General features: G+C 36.0%; 15 protein-coding genes. 7 read left to right on the top strand and 8 right to left on the bottom strand.

Annotated elements, in window-relative coordinates; genetic code table 11:
• Both def and DRF57_RS04520 read right to left on the bottom strand, forming a co-directional pair.
• On the bottom strand, window positions 1-582 hold the full coding sequence (gene def, locus DRF57_RS04525) for a peptide deformylase (protein ID WP_115917125.1): 582 nt from the start codon (window positions 580-582) through the stop codon (window positions 1-3).
• A 56-nt stretch (window positions 583-638) separates the two neighbouring features.
• Window positions 639-1,205: a Crp/Fnr family transcriptional regulator gene (locus DRF57_RS04520; RefSeq protein ID WP_115917123.1), complete on the bottom strand. Its 567-nt coding sequence runs from the start codon at window positions 1,203-1,205 to the stop codon at window positions 639-641.
• Window positions 1,206-1,386: 181 nt separating this feature from the next.
• Here DRF57_RS04520 and DRF57_RS04515 point away from each other — a divergent pair, with 181 nt between their 5' ends.
• Window positions 1,387-3,921 (top strand): phosphoenolpyruvate carboxylase, encoded by a 2,535-nt coding sequence (locus DRF57_RS04515; RefSeq protein ID WP_115917121.1) that lies wholly within the window; start codon window positions 1,387-1,389, stop codon window positions 3,919-3,921.
• Window positions 3,922-4,228: 307 nt separating this feature from the next.
• On the opposite strand, the gene DRF57_RS04510 is transcribed toward DRF57_RS04515, so the two are convergent.
• Window positions 4,229-5,833 (bottom strand): S8/S53 family peptidase, encoded by a 1,605-nt coding sequence (locus tag DRF57_RS04510; RefSeq protein WP_115917119.1) that lies wholly within the window; start codon window positions 5,831-5,833, stop codon window positions 4,229-4,231.
• An 87-nt stretch (window positions 5,834-5,920) separates the two neighbouring features.
• Here DRF57_RS04510 and DRF57_RS04505 point away from each other — a divergent pair, with 87 nt between their 5' ends.
• Genes DRF57_RS04505 through DRF57_RS04485 form a run of 5 tightly spaced genes read left to right on the top strand, consistent with a single transcriptional unit; the run spans window position 5,921 to window position 9,737 of the window.
• Window positions 5,921-7,045 carry a DegT/DnrJ/EryC1/StrS family aminotransferase gene (locus DRF57_RS04505; protein WP_084085971.1) on the top strand — a complete coding sequence of 375 codons (1,125 nt, stop codon included), beginning with the start codon at window positions 5,921-5,923 and terminating at the stop codon, window positions 7,043-7,045.
• Window positions 7,045-7,458 (top strand): hypothetical protein, encoded by a 414-nt coding sequence (locus DRF57_RS23965; RefSeq protein ID WP_084085970.1) that lies wholly within the window; start codon window positions 7,045-7,047, stop codon window positions 7,456-7,458. The genes DRF57_RS04505 and DRF57_RS23965 overlap by 1 nt, the downstream gene beginning before the upstream one ends.
• A gap of 10 nt (window positions 7,459-7,468) precedes the next feature.
• On the top strand, window positions 7,469-8,488 hold the full coding sequence (gene galE, locus DRF57_RS04495; RefSeq protein WP_115917117.1) for a UDP-glucose 4-epimerase GalE: 1,020 nt from the start codon (window positions 7,469-7,471) through the stop codon (window positions 8,486-8,488).
• Between the two features lie 18 nt (window positions 8,489-8,506).
• The gene (locus DRF57_RS04490; RefSeq protein WP_047485276.1) at window positions 8,507-9,271 is read left to right on the top strand and encodes a methyltransferase domain-containing protein; all 765 of its coding nucleotides are present in this window, start codon (window positions 8,507-8,509) and stop codon (window positions 9,269-9,271) included.
• 13 nt (window positions 9,272-9,284) lie between these two features.
• The gene (locus DRF57_RS04485) at window positions 9,285-9,737 is read left to right on the top strand and encodes an adenylyltransferase/cytidyltransferase family protein (RefSeq protein ID WP_047485274.1); all 453 of its coding nucleotides are present in this window, start codon (window positions 9,285-9,287) and stop codon (window positions 9,735-9,737) included.
• 43 nt (window positions 9,738-9,780) lie between these two features.
• Here DRF57_RS04485 and DRF57_RS04480 read toward each other — a convergent pair whose 3' ends face one another.
• The 5 genes from DRF57_RS04480 to pnuC all read right to left on the bottom strand — a co-directional run bounded on the left by DRF57_RS04480 (window position 9,781) and on the right by pnuC (window position 15,770).
• Window positions 9,781-12,366, bottom strand: a complete 2,586-nt coding sequence (locus DRF57_RS04480) for a TonB-dependent receptor domain-containing protein (RefSeq protein ID WP_115917115.1) — start codon at window positions 12,364-12,366, stop codon at window positions 9,781-9,783.
• Window positions 12,367-12,499: 133 nt separating this feature from the next.
• Window positions 12,500-13,525 carry an endolytic transglycosylase MltG gene (gene mltG, locus DRF57_RS04475; protein WP_115917113.1) on the bottom strand — a complete coding sequence of 342 codons (1,026 nt, stop codon included), beginning with the start codon at window positions 13,523-13,525 and terminating at the stop codon, window positions 12,500-12,502.
• A 31-nt stretch (window positions 13,526-13,556) separates the two neighbouring features.
• Window positions 13,557-14,324, bottom strand: coding sequence for a diaminopimelate epimerase (dapF, locus tag DRF57_RS04470; protein WP_084085965.1), 768 nt, complete (start codon window positions 14,322-14,324; stop codon window positions 13,557-13,559).
• A 104-nt stretch (window positions 14,325-14,428) separates the two neighbouring features.
• Entirely contained in the window at window positions 14,429-15,106 is a 678-nt protein-coding gene (locus tag DRF57_RS04465; protein WP_084085964.1) for a hypothetical protein, read from the bottom strand.
• 4 nt (window positions 15,107-15,110) lie between these two features.
• Entirely contained in the window at window positions 15,111-15,770 is a 660-nt protein-coding gene (gene pnuC, locus DRF57_RS04460) for a nicotinamide riboside transporter PnuC (RefSeq protein ID WP_115917111.1), read from the bottom strand.
• A 166-nt stretch (window positions 15,771-15,936) separates the two neighbouring features.
• Here pnuC and DRF57_RS04455 point away from each other — a divergent pair, with 166 nt between their 5' ends.
• Window positions 15,937-17,454, top strand: coding sequence for an amino acid permease (locus tag DRF57_RS04455; RefSeq protein ID WP_115917109.1), 1,518 nt, complete (start codon window positions 15,937-15,939; stop codon window positions 17,452-17,454).

Genomic DNA, 17,454 nt, shown 5'->3' with positions numbered 1-17,454 from the left:
CTACAAAAACTTAATCGGGTATCCCACTGCAACATTTCCGGTGGTGATTTTTTTAAGCTTAGATTCCATCATTTTTTTGGTCAGAGGTTTCAGATGGTCAGTATATAAGATTCCCTGCGTATGGTCATATTCATGCTGAATAATTCTGGCAGTAAGCCCTATATAGGTTTTGGTTTGTAGTAGGAAATGTTCATCCAGATATTCGATGGTGATTTCCCAGGGTCTTTTTACTTTTTGCGAAAGACCGGGAATACTTAAGCATCCTTCATAGTCTTCCCATGTTTCTGCTGAGCTATTGATTATTTTAGCATTGATGAAAGTTTCTTTTATTCCCTTATCATTTTTACCAAAGTAGAGTATCTGCTCTTCACTACCCAGGTTTTCAAAAACAATTTTACTATCAACGATGAAAAGCTGTAATGCTTTTCCTATTTGTGAAGATGACAAACCACAGCCATTGGCATTTTCCATGGTTTCCCACATGTCGGTTATGAGCTTCTGAATTTCCGGGGTATCCCTTTCTGTTTTCGAACATTTTTGTTTTAAAATAGCGTTTCCATATGCCCAAATAGATAACTTCATTGTCGTATTTTTCTGCAAAGTTCTGCAGAAGCTTGCAGGTATACAATGAACCTATGTTAATTAATCTGTCTGCGAATTCGGCTTAAGGCCTGTGGAGTGATTCCAATATAAGAAGCAATATATTTTAAGGGAACACGTTTCAGCATTTCAGGCTGCTCGGTGAATAATTTTAAGTAACGCTCTTTGGCGGTAAGTTTTAGTAAAGAAAGTTCTCTTTTACTCTTGGCTAAAAATAATTTCTCAGAAGCAAAACGGCCCAGGTGATTTCCAACGTTGGTGTGGCTGTAAATTTTCTGTAAATCATCATAAGAAATCTGCCATACCACAGTTTCTGTTAAAGCCTGCATTTCATATTCAGAAGGGGTTTGGGTAAGAAAGGAATCATAAGCACAGGTAAATTCTTTTTCAAAACCGAAATTGAAGGTATACCCATATTCATCATCAGGAATATAAAATCTTACCAACCCCGATTCTATAAAGGATAAAAATTCTTCGGTATCTCCGTGCTGGGTAATAATTTCATTTTTGGCATATACTTTTTTGTGGAAATGCCCTGCAATAAATGCCCATTCCGACTCCTGCAATTTGACAATCTGTTCGTAATATGCTCTGATGTAACCCATAGGAATTTTTTGAGTAAATTGTTATAATTTCAGTGTATTACTGATTATATTTAAGAAAAAATTAGAAGTCAAAGTTACAGAATATTTATGGAGAATAGGGAACATTGATATTTACATTTTCTATCCCTCTTTTTTGTCATTTGTCAATTAATTTAATTTCAAAATCACTTACATTTGTTATATGATACACGACCAACGCGCAGAAAAATTCAGGCAGATTGTGGAGAATAAATTCCAGATTTACAATTCATTATTTATGAGCCTGCCTTATGATAAAATGACCAATATCGGGATGCTTCTTCCGTTTCTTTATGAAGAAAGCAGAACCGGCTATGAAGCAGGGAGGACCCCTGAGGAAATTGTAGAAGAATTTTTTAAAAACCATACAGATCTTCAGACGGAGGAACAAAAGCTGGAGCTTCTTTTTAAAATTATTCAATATATAGAGAGGCAGGTTGTTTTGTTTGACAGTATTGAAGATGCTGCCTTTCCTAACCTTCATTCTGAAAGTGACAGCGGAACTGTGACCAATCTTTTTGAACGTTCTTTTCAGGATCATAAAATTGAAAAAGTACGCGAAAAGTTGAAGGACTTTACAGTTAAGGTTGTATTTACGGCTCACCCTACCCAGTTTTATCCAAGCTCAGTACAGAGAATTATACAGGATTTAAGAGGAGCCATTACCAGTGATTCTGTCACACAGATTGATACCCTTTTGCAGCAGTTAGGGAAAACACCCTTTGTCAATAAGGAAAAACCGACGCCAATAGATGAGGCGCTGAGTATTATCTCCTATTTGAGGTATGTCTATTACGATACTATTGGTGAGCTGTTTACGAAGATTAAGAAAACTTTTGGAAACGGACATTTCCACCTGCATGAAGATATTATTCAGCTTGGTTTCTGGCCTGGAGGCGATAGAGACGGGAATCCTTTTGTTACTGCAGATGTTACTAAAAGAGTATCAGAAGAACTTCGCTCTGCAATTTTGAAATCGTATTACAGCCATTTGAAATTTATCAGAAGAAGATTAAGCTTTAGAGGGGTTTCGGAGGTTTTAACTCAGGTAAGTGAAGAATTGTATGCTGCTATTTTTGATGGTAAAAGTATTACGGCAGAAGAAATTTTAAAAAGAACTGATGAAGCAGAGAAAATATTAATCAATGAACATAATTCTTTGTTCTTAGATCTTTTGGTCAACTTCAGGGACCGTGTGAAAATTTTTGGAACTCACTTTGCGACTTTAGATATCAGACAGGACAGCAGGATCCATCAGAAGGTAATAGATGATGTTTTTGCAAAAATATATGGAAATAAAGACGCCGATGCAGAACAGAAATTCAATACACTGATTCAGATTTCGGATAAAGTAAATGCGGATGATTTTGAAGATATTGTAAAGGATACTCTGTTAACAGTATCACAGGTATCGGAAATTCAGCGTCTGAATGGATTAAGAGGAATGAACCGTTATATTATTTCCAATTCTGATGCCGTGAAAGATGTCATGAACGTATATGCTTTCTTCAAAATATGTGGATACAAAGATGAAGAGATCAATATGGACATTGTTCCGCTTTTTGAAACAATGGAAGGCCTTGCCAATGCGGAAAATGTAATGAATGAACTCTATCAGAATCCGGTATATAAAAAGCACCTTGAAAAAAGAGGCTATCAGCAGACCATTATGCTTGGCTTTTCTGATGGAACGAAAGATGGTGGTTATCTGAAGGCAAACTGGGAAATCTATCAGGCAAAAGAACTTCTTACTAAACTTTCTGAAGAGAATAACATTAAAGTCGTATTTTTTGACGGAAGAGGTGGCCCGCCAGCAAGAGGAGGAGGTAAAACCCATGACTTCTATGCTTCACAGGGAAAAACAATTGCCAATAATAAAATTGAGCTCACTATTCAGGGGCAAACCATTACCAGCATTTTTGGAAATAAAGAACAGGCAAAATACAACTTCGAACAGCTTCTGACAGCCGGAGTTGAAAATGATGTATTTAAAAATGCTAAAAAAGACCTTACTGAAAAAGAAAGAGCATTAATTATTGAACTGGCTAATATTAGCTATCAAAAATATTCAGATCTTAAGGCGCACCCAATGTTTGTTCCCTATCTGCAGGAAATGAGTACTTTGGAATATTATGGGAAGACCAATATCGGAAGTCGTCCTTCCAAAAGAGGAAACGGAAATGAATTGAAATTTGAAGATTTAAGAGCTATTCCGTTTGTAGGTTCATGGTCTCAGTTAAAACAAAATGTCCCTGGATTCTTTGGCTTCGGGTATGCTATGAAGCAGATGAAAGAGGAGGGAAGGTTTGAAGAAGTAAGAGAACTGTACAAAGGTTCGGATTTCTTTAAAACTTTAGTTTTAAACTCTATGATGAGTATGAACAAGTCTTATTTTCCTTTGACATATTATATCAAAAACAATCCGAAGTTCGGTGCATTCTGGAACGTTCTGTTTGATGAATATGAACTTTCAAGAGAGATCATGCTGGAACTTACCGGTTTTAAAATGCTTCAGGAAGAAGATCCTTTATCCAGAAAATCTGTGAAAATCCGTGAAAAAATTGTACTTCCTTTACTGAGTATTCAGCAGTATGCATTGATGAAGATTCAGAAAGGAGAGGGCAATAAAGAAGCCTATGAGAAGCTGGTAACCCGTTCCTTATTCGGAAATATTAATGCAAGCAGAAATTCTGCTTAATATAATTTTCGTACAAGTACAATAATAAGAGATATCAAAAAAAACGGGCTTCAGTCCGTTTTTTTTTGATATCTAGTCTAAGCCTAATGGTTTCAGCCTAATTTAATTTCTATGACAAAAGCAGATCATATTCATGAAAACAATAGGGTTCTTTGTATGGTAAGATACCATTGAAATCTTCTACAAATTACGAAGGTCTTTCTGCCTTATTATTTCCTAATTCAGCTAAATTAACGGAGATGAAAATAGGGTCATTCGTGAAAGATATTTGTGATATTAGTGTTTAAAAAAGCAGATAGAAAACTTCTTATTCTTTTATGAATTTTTCAAAATAAAACTTGTCTTTCATCTGAATTTTAAGATAATAAACCCCTTTTGTAACATCTTCTACCTTTATAGATTTCTGGTTGTTGTTTTTTCTGATCAGTCTTCCCAAATGATCATAAACCTCCAGTGATGTTATTTCATTTTCAGTTCTTACATTCAGCATGTTTTTAGCAGGATTCGGATAAATGATGGAAGTCTCTTTTTTTAGAATTTCCGAAGTGTTTAATACTGAATTATATAAACTTCCGAAATTCAAGATGCCATATCCCATCTGATCGGTATGGTTGGGATAAAGAGAAGCTGTTTGTCTGAGTTTTATTCTTATCTGTTCTCTGTCCATGGTGGGGAATGCCTGAATGAAACAGGCGACACCGCCTGCTGCGATAGGAGTGGCAATAGATGTTCCATTGAGAATAATGGTAGCATTATTGTAGACTGTGGTAGTGGCTGTACCCTGGGCACTTCCGTCAGGTTTTATAGTTCCTGAAGAATTAGGTCCGTAGGAAGAAAATCCTGAAGAATTCCCTGAACCGTCTACTGCTCCAATCGTGAATACTTTTGCATTGTCCGCAGGTGTTAGCAGATAATGCCAGGGTTCCTGACCGGAATTTCCTGCAGCAACAAGAACAAATATTCCTTTTTCGGCGGCTATTTGTGCCGCTCTTGCAATAAAAGAAGTTGTTCCATTCATATCTGCATATGTGTAATTATATTGGGAGTCATCAAAAACACTATATCCCAGGGAGGAGGTGATCATTTCCACTCCCTTTCTGTCTGCTTCCTCAGCGGCTTCAATCCAATATACTTCCTCCTCCGGGATTTCTACTCCAGCCTTTTCACTGCGGTAAAGATAAAAATCAGCATCCGGAGCAGATCCTACAAATGTATTTTCCAAATAGCCTCCCATAGCCCCTAAAATCATTGAGCCATGCTCACTTAAGGAAATATTATAAATATCATCGGTTTTAGTCACAAAATCGTAACCGCCTTTTATGTGATTATTCGTTCGTAATCTTGAGAATGCAGAACCGGTATTTACAAAAGGAAATCCGGCATCAATAACAGCAATAGAAACTCCTGTTCCCGTATATCCTGCCAGATGAAGGGGTTTTATATTGAGCTGATCTATCTGTGCGGTACCCGCTCCATAATCAAAGGTCGTAAGCGTTTTACCGGTGTCTGAATTATTTTTCCATTTGTCAATGGGTTTCATTTTAGGAACTCCCGATCCATTTCTTGCAAAACTTTGAACAGATAGCACAAAAGGCTGAGCCTGTAAGCTGACTATCTGGGCTGGAGTGGCATTCACAGCAGCTCCATTCAGCCATTTGGAATAATCGGTAACAGTGAATCCCATATTTTGCAGATTCTGTAAATAAGAAAGCTCAATAGGAGCGTCCTGGTCATTTAGGGAAATTCCTAGTGCAGTACGCCTGTTAAGTGATTTTTGGGAAAGTTCTGAAAGAGGATTGGCAAAAAAAGCGGCTTTATTGGGTTTATCTGTAAAATAAACAAAAACAAGCTGTGTTTGAGCCTGAAAAATAGAATAACCTGCTAATAAACAAAAGAGTAAAATTTTATTCATAGTATTATTTTGTATAAAGATAAAAACAAAATCAATAAAATTTTTGATAGGATTTTAAATTCCTTATTTTTACACAAATATTTATTTATGAAAAAAATTCAGATGGTTGACTTGCAAAGTCAGTATTACAAAATAAAGAATGATGTAGATAATGCAGTTTTAAATGTAATGGATTCTGCGGCTTTTATCAACGGTCCTGAAGTAAAGTCTTTCCAGAATGAATTGGAGTCTTATTTAGACGTAAAACATGTGATTCCATGTGCTAATGGAACGGATGCTTTACAGATTGCCCTGATGGCACTGGACCTGAAAGAAGGGGATGAGGTTATTACTGCTGATTTTACCTTTGCTGCAACTGTGGAAGTGATACACCTGCTTAAATTAAAATCTGTTTTGGTAGATGTTGATTACGATACCTTCACGATTTCAACAGAAGAATTAAAAAAGGCAATTACGCCAAAAACAAAGGCAATTATTCCGGTACATCTATTTGGACAGTGTGCCAATATGGAGGAAATTTTAAAAATTGCAGAAGAGCATAATTTATATGTTATTGAAGACAATGCACAGGCAATTGGTGCAGAATATACGTTCTCTGACGGAACGGTAAAGTATGCCGGAACAATGGCTACTGTTGGAACAACGTCTTTCTTTCCTTCAAAAAACCTGGGATGCTATGGTGATGGTGGTGCTATTTTTACCAATAATGATGAGCTGGCACACCGTCTAAGAGGTATTGTAAACCATGGAATGTATGAAAGATACTATCATGATGAAGTAGGCGTAAATTCCCGTTTAGATAGTATTCAGGCAGCCGTTTTAAGAAAAAAACTTCCTCACCTGGATTCTTACAACGAAGCAAGAAGAAAAGCGGCAGATTATTATGATGAAGCATTTGCAGGTAATGCCAATATTTTGACTCCAAAAAGATCCGAAGACTCTACCCATGTTTTCCACCAGTATACTTTAAGAATTCTGAATGGAAAACGTAATGAACTTCAGAAATTCTTAACAGAGAAAGAAATTCCGGCTATGATCTACTATCCGGTGGCATTGAGAAAACAGAAAGCCTATTTTCAGGAAAGCAATGATGCTGATTTTGTGAATACCGACAAGCTGTTGGATCAGGTAGTTTCTCTGCCAATGCATACAGAATTAGACGAAGAGCAACTGAAGTATATTACAGATGCTGTGCTTGAGTTTATGAAGTAATGAAAAGAAAGATATTTAAATATAGGCTGGTATATTACTTAGCGGTAGCAGCCAGCCTATTATTTTTCATAATATCAGCATTTTCAATTCTGAATTTATTTAATGATTTCAGTATATTTAAAACGATATTTATTTGTACTTCAATTGTTATTAATTTATTTGCATTTATTAATTTGATTGAAAAATACGATAGAGCAGTTTTATTTCTAAACCTTAGCTTATCTTTATTCATAATTGCGCTGGGATACCCTATATTATTGAAGGTTTTAAGTGGGAAATATTATGATGTATGGAATCTCAGATTTAGTTTTTGGATTTTATTGATACTTATTTTAATCATTGTAAATATGTTTGAAGTAAGACTAAACAGAGGAATCAACGAAATAGAAAACATAGGAAAACACGAAGATTAAAAAAATAAAAATGACGATACTTGTAACAGGAGGACTTGGGTATATTGGTTCCCACACAGTGGTAGAGCTTCTTAATAATGACTTTGAGGTTGTTATTGTAGATGATTTGTCCCATTCAGAGAAATTTATTTTAAATAATATTGAGGAAATTACAGGTAAAAAGCCGATTTTCTATCCTTTTGATTTAAAAAGAAAAGAACTGCTTCATCAGGTTTTTGAAGCCCATAAGATTGAGGGCTGTATTAATTTTGCTGCGTATAAAGCGGTAGGAGAAAGTCAGGTAAAGCCTGTAGACTATTATGAGAATAATCTGTTTACTCTTATTAATATTCTTCAGGAATTTAAAGAAAGAGAAATCTCTAATTTTATTTTCAGTTCATCCTGTACAGTATATGGACAAGCTGATGTAATGCCAATTGATGAAAATACTCCCCTGAAACTGCCCGAAAGTGTATATGGTAAAACCAAACAAATGGGAGAGGAGATCCTGATTGATTTTGCAAAAGCGTATCACAGAAAAATAACGTTGTTAAGATATTTTAATCCCATTGGAGCACATCCGTCTGCAAAACTTGGAGAGCTACCCATTGGAATTCCTAATAATCTGGTTCCTTACGTTATGCAGACTGCTTCGGGAATCCGTGAGAAGCTAAGTGTATGGGGAGATGATTATCCAACAGAAGACGGAACTGCAGTTCGCGATTATATCTATGTAGTTGATCTGGCCAAAGCTCATGTGGCAGCCTTAAGAAAACTCATTGAAAATCAATCTGAAGAAGCGGTAATAGACATTTATAACCTGGGAACAGGAAAAGGATCATCTGTTTTGGAAGTTGTAAAAGCTTTTGAAACAGCAAATAATGTAGAAGTCCCTTATCAGATATGTGCCAGAAGGGAAGGTGATATTACGATTGCCTATGCCAACCCTGGTAAAGCAGAGAAAGAGCTTGGATGGAAGTCTGAAACTTCACTGGAAGAATCTCTGCGTACAACCTGGGAGTGGCAGAAATATCTGAATTCTAGAAATTAATTCTTAAAATCACATAATATGGCTTGGAATCCTGAAGTATATGACCAGTTTAAAGATGAGCGTTCAGCTCCCTTTTTTGATTTACTGAAGCTCGTTGAGTCAAGATCCGGTTTATCCGTTATAGATTTAGGTTGTGGTACCGGAGAACTTACCTCTAAACTTTTAGATTATCTTGAAGACTCTAAGGTGTTGGGAATAGATTCTTCTGAAGAGATGCTGGAGAAAGCTGCTCATTTTGAAACAAGCAGACTGACCTTTAAGAAAAGGAGTATTGAGGATCAGCTTCATCTTTCCGAGATGTATGATCTGATTATTTCCAATGCAGCGATTCAATGGTGTGATAACCATAAAGAACTTTTTCCAAGGATTATAAGTAAGATTAAAGAAGGCGGTCAATTGGCGGTACAGATTCCATCCAATCATGAATATGTAGTGCATCAGTTGCTTAGAAAAATAGCAGCGAAGGAACCTTATAAAACAGCGTACAATTCTTGGGAGAGAGCGTATACTGTTTTGCATATTGAAGATTATGCGAGAATATTATTCGATAATAAAGGTAGAGAAATCACCGTTTATGAAAAAGTATTCCCTCATGTTCTGAACAATGCCGATGCGGTATTTACATGGGCTTCAGGAACGGCTATGCTTCCTTATGTTGAGAGGCTTCCCGATGATATGAAAGAACAATTTAAAAACGATTATAAAAACGAATTACAAAACATCTTCCCTGAATCACCGGTCTTTTATCCATTTAAAAGAACATTTATTTCAGCGAAGTTTTAATTTTAAAATTAATATGAAGACACAAAGAATAGGTATTACATTTTCCTCATTTGATTTATTACACGCAGGGCATATTAAAATGCTTGAAGAAGCTAAAACAGTATGCGATTATTTGATCGTTGGACTTCAGATTGATCCATCCCACGACCGTCCTAATAAGAATAAGCCAAGCCAGACTATCGTTGAACGATATATTCAGTTGAAGGCAGTGAATGCTGTAGATGAGATTATCCCTTATTATACAGAAGAAGATCTATTGGATATTTTGAAATCTTTTGTTATCGATATAAGGATCATAGGAGACGATTATATGGATAGAGATTTTACCGGAAAAACATATTGTGAAGAAAAAGGAATAGAGATCTTTTATAACAAAAGAGATCACCGATTTTCTACAAGTGATCTGAGACGAAGAATTTATGAAGCAGAAAAAGAAAAAGATACAAAGAAAGAATCTGTAAAATAAGACAATAAAAAATCCCGAAAATAATTTCGGGATTTTGTTTTTATTACATTGGGCCACCTTGCTGGTCATCACCGGTTTCATTGGCATTGATGTCTTTTTTCTTTTTGGTCTGTTCTATTTTTTCACCTTGTTTGAATCTATAGGTTAAAGAGACAGAAAACTGTCTTGGCTGCCACTGCATATAGCTGCTACGCGTATAGTCATTGCTGTAGTTAATTGTCGTCATTCCTCTTGTATTAAAGATATCCTGAATGTTGAAGGAAATAGTTCCGTCTCCTTTCCAGATCGTTTTGGAGGCTCCCAGGTTTAATGCATACATATCCTGTCTGTCCTGGCTGGCGGTTTTTTGTCCCCCTCTGTAGAAGCCTTGCAGCTGTACACTTAATGTCTTATCAAGTTTAAATGTTGTATTAAGACGTAATCTTGTAGAGAAACCACTTCCGGTAAAATCTAATGAACGTACCTTAGTAAGTCCGTTGATATCTTTTGTTTCATAAGATGCAATTCCGGTCGTTTTGTACCCGAAAAGATCTACACTACCCATAATTTTGAACCAGGCAAAAGGGTCATAGGTAAAGTTCAGGTCCAAACCATAACGGTCATCATTACCCAGGTTTTCCGGCTTTGTATAGAAAACTCTTTGTCTTTCATCCGGTCTGTAAACCAGCATCTTTGTATCGTCTGTTGAATGCCTGTAATATAGAGTAGGGTTGATGGTGAATTTCTTTCTGGTAATATTATAACCTACCTCATAAGAATCTACATACGATGGGTTAAGGTCGATATTTCCTTCAAAAATATTCTGGTTATTGGTATAATTGGGGAAAGGAACCATAAAGAATGATCTCGGTCTGTCTATTCTGCGGGAATAGTTTACTAAGATCTGATTATTCTTGGATATATCATAGCTTAAGAATACACTTGGAAATAAATTGTTGTAATTCTTGTTTTTATTTAATGGAGGTTTATCAGGGTTCTGACTGATATAATTGATTTTAACATTTGAAAGCTCATCTCTTAATCCTACCTGATAGCTAAGATTTCCGAGCTTACTTTTAAACTGCAAATAGAAAGCATTGAACATTTCTCTGTAATCCGTATTGTTGTTATAATTCGGAATAAGAGGATTATTAGAAGTACTGCTTACAAAATTATCATAAGTATTATCATTGACATCCAATCTGTAGCCGGCTTCAAGTTTGGAGTTTTCTCCTAATGGTAATTCATAATCTGCTTTACCTATTACCGTTTTGGTTACAGAATGTCTTCTGGTAATATCCTGTACTGAGGGTACATAATCAACACTTTCCAGAATATCAGCATTATTATTGCTTCTGTTTCTCTGTAAACTTACAGATAGCGATAGATTCTGTCCATTATCGTCAAACTTATGGTCTAAACCTACATCTCCCTGGAAGGCAAGATTGTTAAAAATGGTCTTGGAATCTCTCAGAGTATAAGGATTCTTGAGGCTCCAAAGATTAGAGGCATCTCCTGTATATCTGTAAAAAGTATCGTAAGTGTTTACAAGTTCATTTCCGTCCCCGTCAAAAGTTCTCACTAATCCAGTTAGATTTAGTGATGTTTTGTCAGAAATATCATATACAAAACCGGCACTTACATTATAGTTCTTGTTGTAGGTCTTATTGACAGAGTTCTGCTGTTGGTGCACAGGTACATCCTTAGGCTGTATACCTGGAGTTAGATCAGGGAATACAATATTATGATAGGTTGTTTCAGAATTGTTTTTGGTTTTATTTTCTGTATAGCCTCCGCCGCCATTCACAAACCAGGTCCAGTTATTTTTTCTCCAGCTTAGATTGGCATTCAGAGATGTCCTCGGAAAATATCCTAAAGCACCCACTACACTTCCGTTAAATCCTACTTTTTTACTCTTTTTAAGAATAATATTTAAAATCCCCGAAGTTCCGCTTGCTTCAAATTTTGATGAAGGGTTGGTAATGACCTCAATTCTTTCGATCTGATCAGCAGGAATACTCTGTAATGCGTTAGCTCCGTCATCAATTCCCAGAAGAGAAGAAGGTTTTCCGTTAATCAGGAATTTTACATTAGTACTTCCTCGCATAGAAACCGTTCCATCCGTATCTACGGTAACAGAAGGAACATTACTTAAAACATCCTGAAGACTTCCTCCTTTACTTACAATATCCTGTGATGGGTCATAAGTCTTTTTATCCAGTTCCACTTTATAGGCTTTAGTGGCTGCTGCCGTAATTACAACACCTTGTAACTCCTGGGTTTTTCCATCCAGAGTAGTGGAAGCTTCGGGCTCTATGGAGAGCGCACCAATATTTCCGTTTGCGGTTATATTTTTGCTGACTATGCTTTTCTTATAGTCTATCGCCTCTACTGTAATATCATAATCCCCGGGAACAAGTTGTAGCTTATATTGCCCTTTTTCATCAGTGAGTACAGCATCGCTTAATGTTTTGTTAGCTTTGTTGCTAAACGTTACAGAAGCATAAGGTACAGGCTGGTTTTTCTTATTGACAATAATTCCTGAAATACCTGATTTCTCTTGAGCAAAAGCCATAGCGGCTGCTGAAAGAACCAAGGTGAGCCCTAGCGTTTTTTTTGTGAAAATATTGACAATTTCCGTCTTATTCATAGGTTATTTTTTGTATAAAATCATGAGGGGATACCCTTAACAGTATGGGTTTTCAGATTGTTCTGATTATCATACCGTTATGATTCGTTTATTAATTTTTTACTGTATAAAGTTTTTTAAGTGCTTGCTAAGCCTATTTTATATTTTTTGAATTGAGCCAATCCTGATAGGCTTTTGCATTTACAGCATGCTCTTCTGCACTTGCCGTAAACTTGTGATATCCAAATTTTGCAGGATCAGCACACATAAATATATAATTATTGTTTTCTGCATTTAAAACAGCATCTACAGAATTCTTATCCACCACACAGATTGGCCCTGGAGGAATACCCGCATTCGCATAGGTATTGTACGGAGAAGGAGTTGATAAATGCTTATATAAAACCCTTTTAATAGATTCCTTAAAATTAGTTTGCTTGTTGATGGCGTAGATTACCGTAGGATCAGACTGAAGTTTCATTCCTTTTCGGTAACGGTTCAGATACAATCCCGCTATCGTTTTCATTTCATCCTTTTTCCCTCCGGATTCTTTATATACAATAGACGCCAGTGCATAGATCTGATCCCTTGTTAAACCGGACTGCTGTTCCTTGTTTTTTCTTTCACCGGTCCAGAATTCATTATACTGATCTTCAAATTTTGCAAAAAACTCTCTCGGGCTTACCGTCCAGAAGAAGTTATAAGTATCTATGAAAAAATATTTTTTTAAGTCTTCAACATTTTTGTAGCCTTTTTCCTGTGAAATCCCGTCAAGATCTTTTACAAAATGTAAAGAATCCAATTCTGTTTTTTTAGTCACTTTGCCGATCATCTGGTACATATCTCCAAAATCTCCGATTCTGAAAGAATTGGCTGTTTGATTACCCGCTTTAATCATATTCACAAGATCAGAGTTTCCTTTGCCCTCCTCGATATGATAACGCCCGGCTTTAAAGGCTGAAGTAAGACCTTTATCTTTAGCCACGGCTTCAAAAGATTCCTTATCTTTTATATAGGGAGCTATAGAGTCCATGATCTGTTTGAAATCCGCTTTATGAGGAATCAATACATACCCGTCTTTTTCTACGTTATTTCCGAAGTACTTATTATAAAATCTCAATCCAAAAAATCCTGCGATTACAAAAACCAGCAGAATGACAATGAGAATAGCTTTTTTCATTCTTATACTATTGATTAAAAGTTTATGGTTTCTAAAGTATGTCTATTTTGCCTTTAAAAACTTGCTTTGCAGGACCCTCCAGCCAAATGCTTTGAAAAGAATCTCCATTTTTTTCAGCATATACCTTCAGATTTCCTCCTAAAGTTTTAACTTTTACAGAAGTTAGATTGTCTTTTTGTAAAAAAGTTAAAGCGGAAGCTGTAACTCCTGTTCCGCAGCTGTAAGTTTCATCCTCAACGCCTCGTTCATAGGTTCTTACAAAAATTTCATTATCAGAAATTTTTTCTACAAAGTTGACATTAATCCCATTTTCTTTATAATTTTCGGAATTTCTGATCCCATTTCCTTCTGCATACACCTTATAATTTGCTAAATCTTCTACATATTTTACATAATGAGGAGAGCCGGTATTAAGAACAGAATCATTACCGTCATGAGAAATGGTATTTACATCAATCATTTTCAGCTTAACAATCCCGTTGTGGATTTCCGCTTCATGCTCACCGTCTATAGCAATAAACCTACATTTATCTTCAAAAATATCCAGGAAAAAAGCAAATGCAACCAAACATCTTCCTCCGTTTCCGCACATCGTGCTTTCTCCACCATCAGAATTATAGTATACCATTTTGAAATCATAATGATCATCGTTTTCCAATAAGATTAGGCCGTCTGCACCAATTCCGAAACGTCTGTCACATAGCTTTTCAATATTCTTTTTATTTTTAGGAAACTGAAGGTCACGGTTATCTACCATCACAAAATCATTTCCTGTTCCCTGATATTTATAAAATTCCATAACTTTTTATCTAAATTAAAGAAGCAAAATTAATATATTTAAAATGAAAAACGAACAGTGTTAACTGTTCGTTTCCTTATTTATAATCGTTTTATCTAAGTATTTTATCTAAACCCTCCGGTGTTCTGTCTGTTTGTGCTTCCTGAGTTATTTGAACTGCCAGAGCTGCTACTGGAACTTCCTCTGAATCCTCCACTGTTTGAAGAGGGTTGAGGGGTTGTATTACTTTCTGAACTTCTGAATCCACCACTATTTGAGCTTCTTTGAGGAGCCTGATAAGTGCTGTTCTGGTTTCTGAATCCGCCGCTATTATTGGTGTTTTGACTTCCCTGATTATTCTGGTTGCTGTTATTTCTAAAACCTCCACTGCTTTGGTTTCTGTTACCCTGGTTATTTTGAGAACCATTGTTGTTTCTGAAACCATTGTTATTGTTATTATTACGATCGTAATAAGGTTCTCCTCTGAATCCGGTATTCGGTCTAGTAGAGTTATTATCTGATCTCCTTTCTACATATACTTTTCTTCTTGAGTTATTAGCGTTATAGTAATAGTAAGGAACACCATTGTCGTAATAATAATTAACATTGTCTCTGTAATAATATCCATCATTACCATAATATCCACCATTTCCATAATATCCGGATGGTGCATAATAATATCCATTGTTATAATATGGATCACCATAACCGCCATTATTGGCATATCCGTCTGAGTATGCTAAACAAGATGTTAAACTGGCAAATGCAACAATACTGGCTGCTATTTTTAATAAATTTTTCATGACTTTATTGTACTTTTTTCTCTTTAAAACTTTTTTTCCAACTAAGGTATCCTAAGATAGCCATTATAGTAAATACCAAATATTGAACCGAAGTGATGCCAAGTCCCTTAAAAATCATCATAGGCATGCAAATAAAATCTCCGATAATCCAGAAAATCCAGTTCTCAATGCGCTGTTTGGCCATAAACCACATTCCTACTAAAAATATAGAAGTGGTAAAAATATCCAGCCAATTTGCCCAATCTAAATGATATAATCCAAGACCACCCTCCAAATTGTCAATATAGGGTTTGTAATAATAAATAAGAATAACCAATGCAAAACTCAAGATGAAAAGAATCCCTGCATAAATCCATTCCTTTTTTGTTGCCCAGGTAACATCCACATGAACATGGTCTTTGGAATTTTTAGACCATAAGATCCATCCGTACACACTCATTATGGTATAATATACGTTAATCAGGCAGTCTCCCAATAATCCGAAATTAAAAAGAATATATACATAAATCAACGTGGAAATAATGCCGGTAGGGTATACCCAGATATTTTTTTTGATAGAAAAATAAACGCTTAAAGTACCGAAAATAGCTCCTGAAGACTCCAGTAAAATCTGTGTTGCGGTATAATTTTCATAGGGTTTGACGAAAAGGTCATAGATATTCATGTGATCAAAAATAAACAAAATTTAACACTTGATAAAATACTTTGAATAATGTGTCGGTCAGGTTTTTAGATTTTTTTATTTAAAATAAATGACGAAAGTTTGTCAATAAACATGAGAGTCCGTAAAATTTTTATATTTTCGTAAATCCTTAATAAATAAAAAAAACATGTCTAAAATTTGGGTTAAGAAGCCGCTAAGTGCCTATGAGGCAGATATGAAGAAAAGTGAGCTGAAAAAAGTCCTTGGAAAATGGAGTTTAACAGCAATTGGAGTAGGTGCTATCATCGGTGGTGGAATCTTTGTTCTTACCGGAACCGGAGCTTATTATCACGCAGGGCCGGCACTGGCAATCTCTTTCATTATAGCAGGTATTGCCTGTGTTTTTGCAGCATTATGCTATGCGGAATTTGCATCCATTATTCCTGTTGAAGGTTCAGCCTACGCCTATGCCTACGGAACGGTAGGGGAAATTTTTGCATGGGCAATGGGCTGGTGTCTTATCCTGGAGTATGCCATGGCAAGTATGGCCGTTTCCGTGAGTTGGTCCGGATACTTTACCAAATTTTTGAAAATTTTTGGAGTTCACCTGCCGGGATATCTTACTTCAGATCCCGCGAGTTATACAGGAGATGGTTTTTCAATGAACTTGCCTGCATTCATCCTTGTTTTACTGATTACAGCCCTGCTGGTAAAAGGAACCAAGGAAGCTGCCGGAGCGAATAACCTAATTGTACTTATGAAGACTTCTGCGGTTATTTTCGTAATCATTGCAGGGGTTTATATTATCTTCTCTAATACAGATCTTTACAATGCTGTAGATGGAGTGAAAAACTGGAATCCTTTTATCCCTGATCAGATAAAAATTAAAAATTCTGAAGGCGATCTGGTCTCTGCCTATGGTATTAAAGGAATTATTTCCGGAGCAGCAGCTATCTTCTTTGCTTATATTGGTTTCGATGCTGTTTCTACACAGGCAGGGGAGGCTATTAATCCTAAAAAAGATGTGCCTTTCGCTATTATTGCTTCACTATTGGTGTGTACTGCATTATATATTTGTGTATCTCTTGTATTGACAGGGATGATGCATTATACAGACTTTAACCCTGAAGGAAAATATCCTGATGCGATCAAAGCACCGGTGGCATATGCTTTTGAAATTGCCGGAAAACACTGGGCAAGTAATGTAGTAACGATTGCCGCTACAGTAGGTTTGATCTCTGTAGTAATGGTAATGATGATGGGACAGTCCAGAATCTTTATCGGAATGGCAAAAGACGGTTTGATTCCTAGATTTTTCGGAGAGCTTCACCCAAAAACAAAAACTCCTTATAAAGGAATTATCCTGTTAGGAATCATAGTAGCGCTTATCGCAGCATTTACCCCAATTTCAACATTGGCAGATATGACCAGTTTCGGAACTCTGTTTGCATTTACATTGGTATGTATTGCGGTTTGGGTGATGAGAAAAAAAGAACCGGATTTGATCAGACCTTTCAAAGTTCCGGCTTATAAAATCGTTGTGGCATTAGGAGTATTTATCAATATATATTTAATATTCAACTTAAGTGCTCATGCATTGGAACTTTCTGCTGTATGGCTTTTCTTAGGAGGTGTGGTATATTTCAGTTATGGAAAATCAAACAGTAAACTGAACAATCCTGAAAAATATAAAAACATAGATTAA

This window comes from Chryseobacterium rhizosphaerae (assembly GCF_003385455.1).
Taxonomy (GTDB): Bacteria; Bacteroidota; Bacteroidia; order Flavobacteriales; family Weeksellaceae; genus Chryseobacterium; species Chryseobacterium rhizosphaerae.
Note: the sequence above shows the minus strand (reverse complement) of the source record. Positions and strands in the feature narration are given on the sequence as shown.

Excerpts from the sequence above, each read along its gene's own strand:
- DRF57_RS04455 (WP_115917109.1), top strand. The coding sequence starts at position 15,937 with ATGTCTAAAATTTGGGTTAAGAAGCCGCTAAGTGCCTATGAGGCAGAT.
- galE (WP_115917117.1), top strand. The coding sequence starts at position 7,469 with ATGACGATACTTGTAACAGGAGGACTTGGGTATATTGGTTCCCACACA.
- dapF (WP_084085965.1), bottom strand. The coding sequence starts at position 14,324 with ATGGAATTTTATAAATATCAGGGAACAGGAAATGATTTTGTGATGGTA.
- DRF57_RS04465 (WP_084085964.1), bottom strand. The coding sequence starts at position 15,106 with ATGAAAAATTTATTAAAAATAGCAGCCAGTATTGTTGCATTTGCCAGT.
- def (WP_115917125.1), bottom strand. The coding sequence starts at position 582 with ATGAAGTTATCTATTTGGGCATATGGAAACGCTATTTTAAAACAAAAA.
- DRF57_RS23965 (WP_084085970.1), top strand. The coding sequence starts at position 7,045 with ATGAAAAGAAAGATATTTAAATATAGGCTGGTATATTACTTAGCGGTA.
- DRF57_RS04485 (WP_047485274.1), top strand. The coding sequence starts at position 9,285 with ATGAAGACACAAAGAATAGGTATTACATTTTCCTCATTTGATTTATTA.
- DRF57_RS04490 (WP_047485276.1), top strand. The coding sequence starts at position 8,507 with ATGGCTTGGAATCCTGAAGTATATGACCAGTTTAAAGATGAGCGTTCA.
- DRF57_RS04505 (WP_084085971.1), top strand. The coding sequence starts at position 5,921 with ATGAAAAAAATTCAGATGGTTGACTTGCAAAGTCAGTATTACAAAATA.
- DRF57_RS04520 (WP_115917123.1), bottom strand. The coding sequence starts at position 1,205 with ATGGGTTACATCAGAGCATATTACGAACAGATTGTCAAATTGCAGGAG.
- DRF57_RS04480 (WP_115917115.1), bottom strand. The coding sequence starts at position 12,366 with ATGAATAAGACGGAAATTGTCAATATTTTCACAAAAAAAACGCTAGGG.
- pnuC (WP_115917111.1), bottom strand. The coding sequence starts at position 15,770 with ATGAATATCTATGACCTTTTCGTCAAACCCTATGAAAATTATACCGCA.
- DRF57_RS04510 (WP_115917119.1), bottom strand. The coding sequence starts at position 5,833 with ATGAATAAAATTTTACTCTTTTGTTTATTAGCAGGTTATTCTATTTTT.
- DRF57_RS04515 (WP_115917121.1), top strand. The coding sequence starts at position 1,387 with ATGATACACGACCAACGCGCAGAAAAATTCAGGCAGATTGTGGAGAAT.
- mltG (WP_115917113.1), bottom strand. The coding sequence starts at position 13,525 with ATGAAAAAAGCTATTCTCATTGTCATTCTGCTGGTTTTTGTAATCGCA.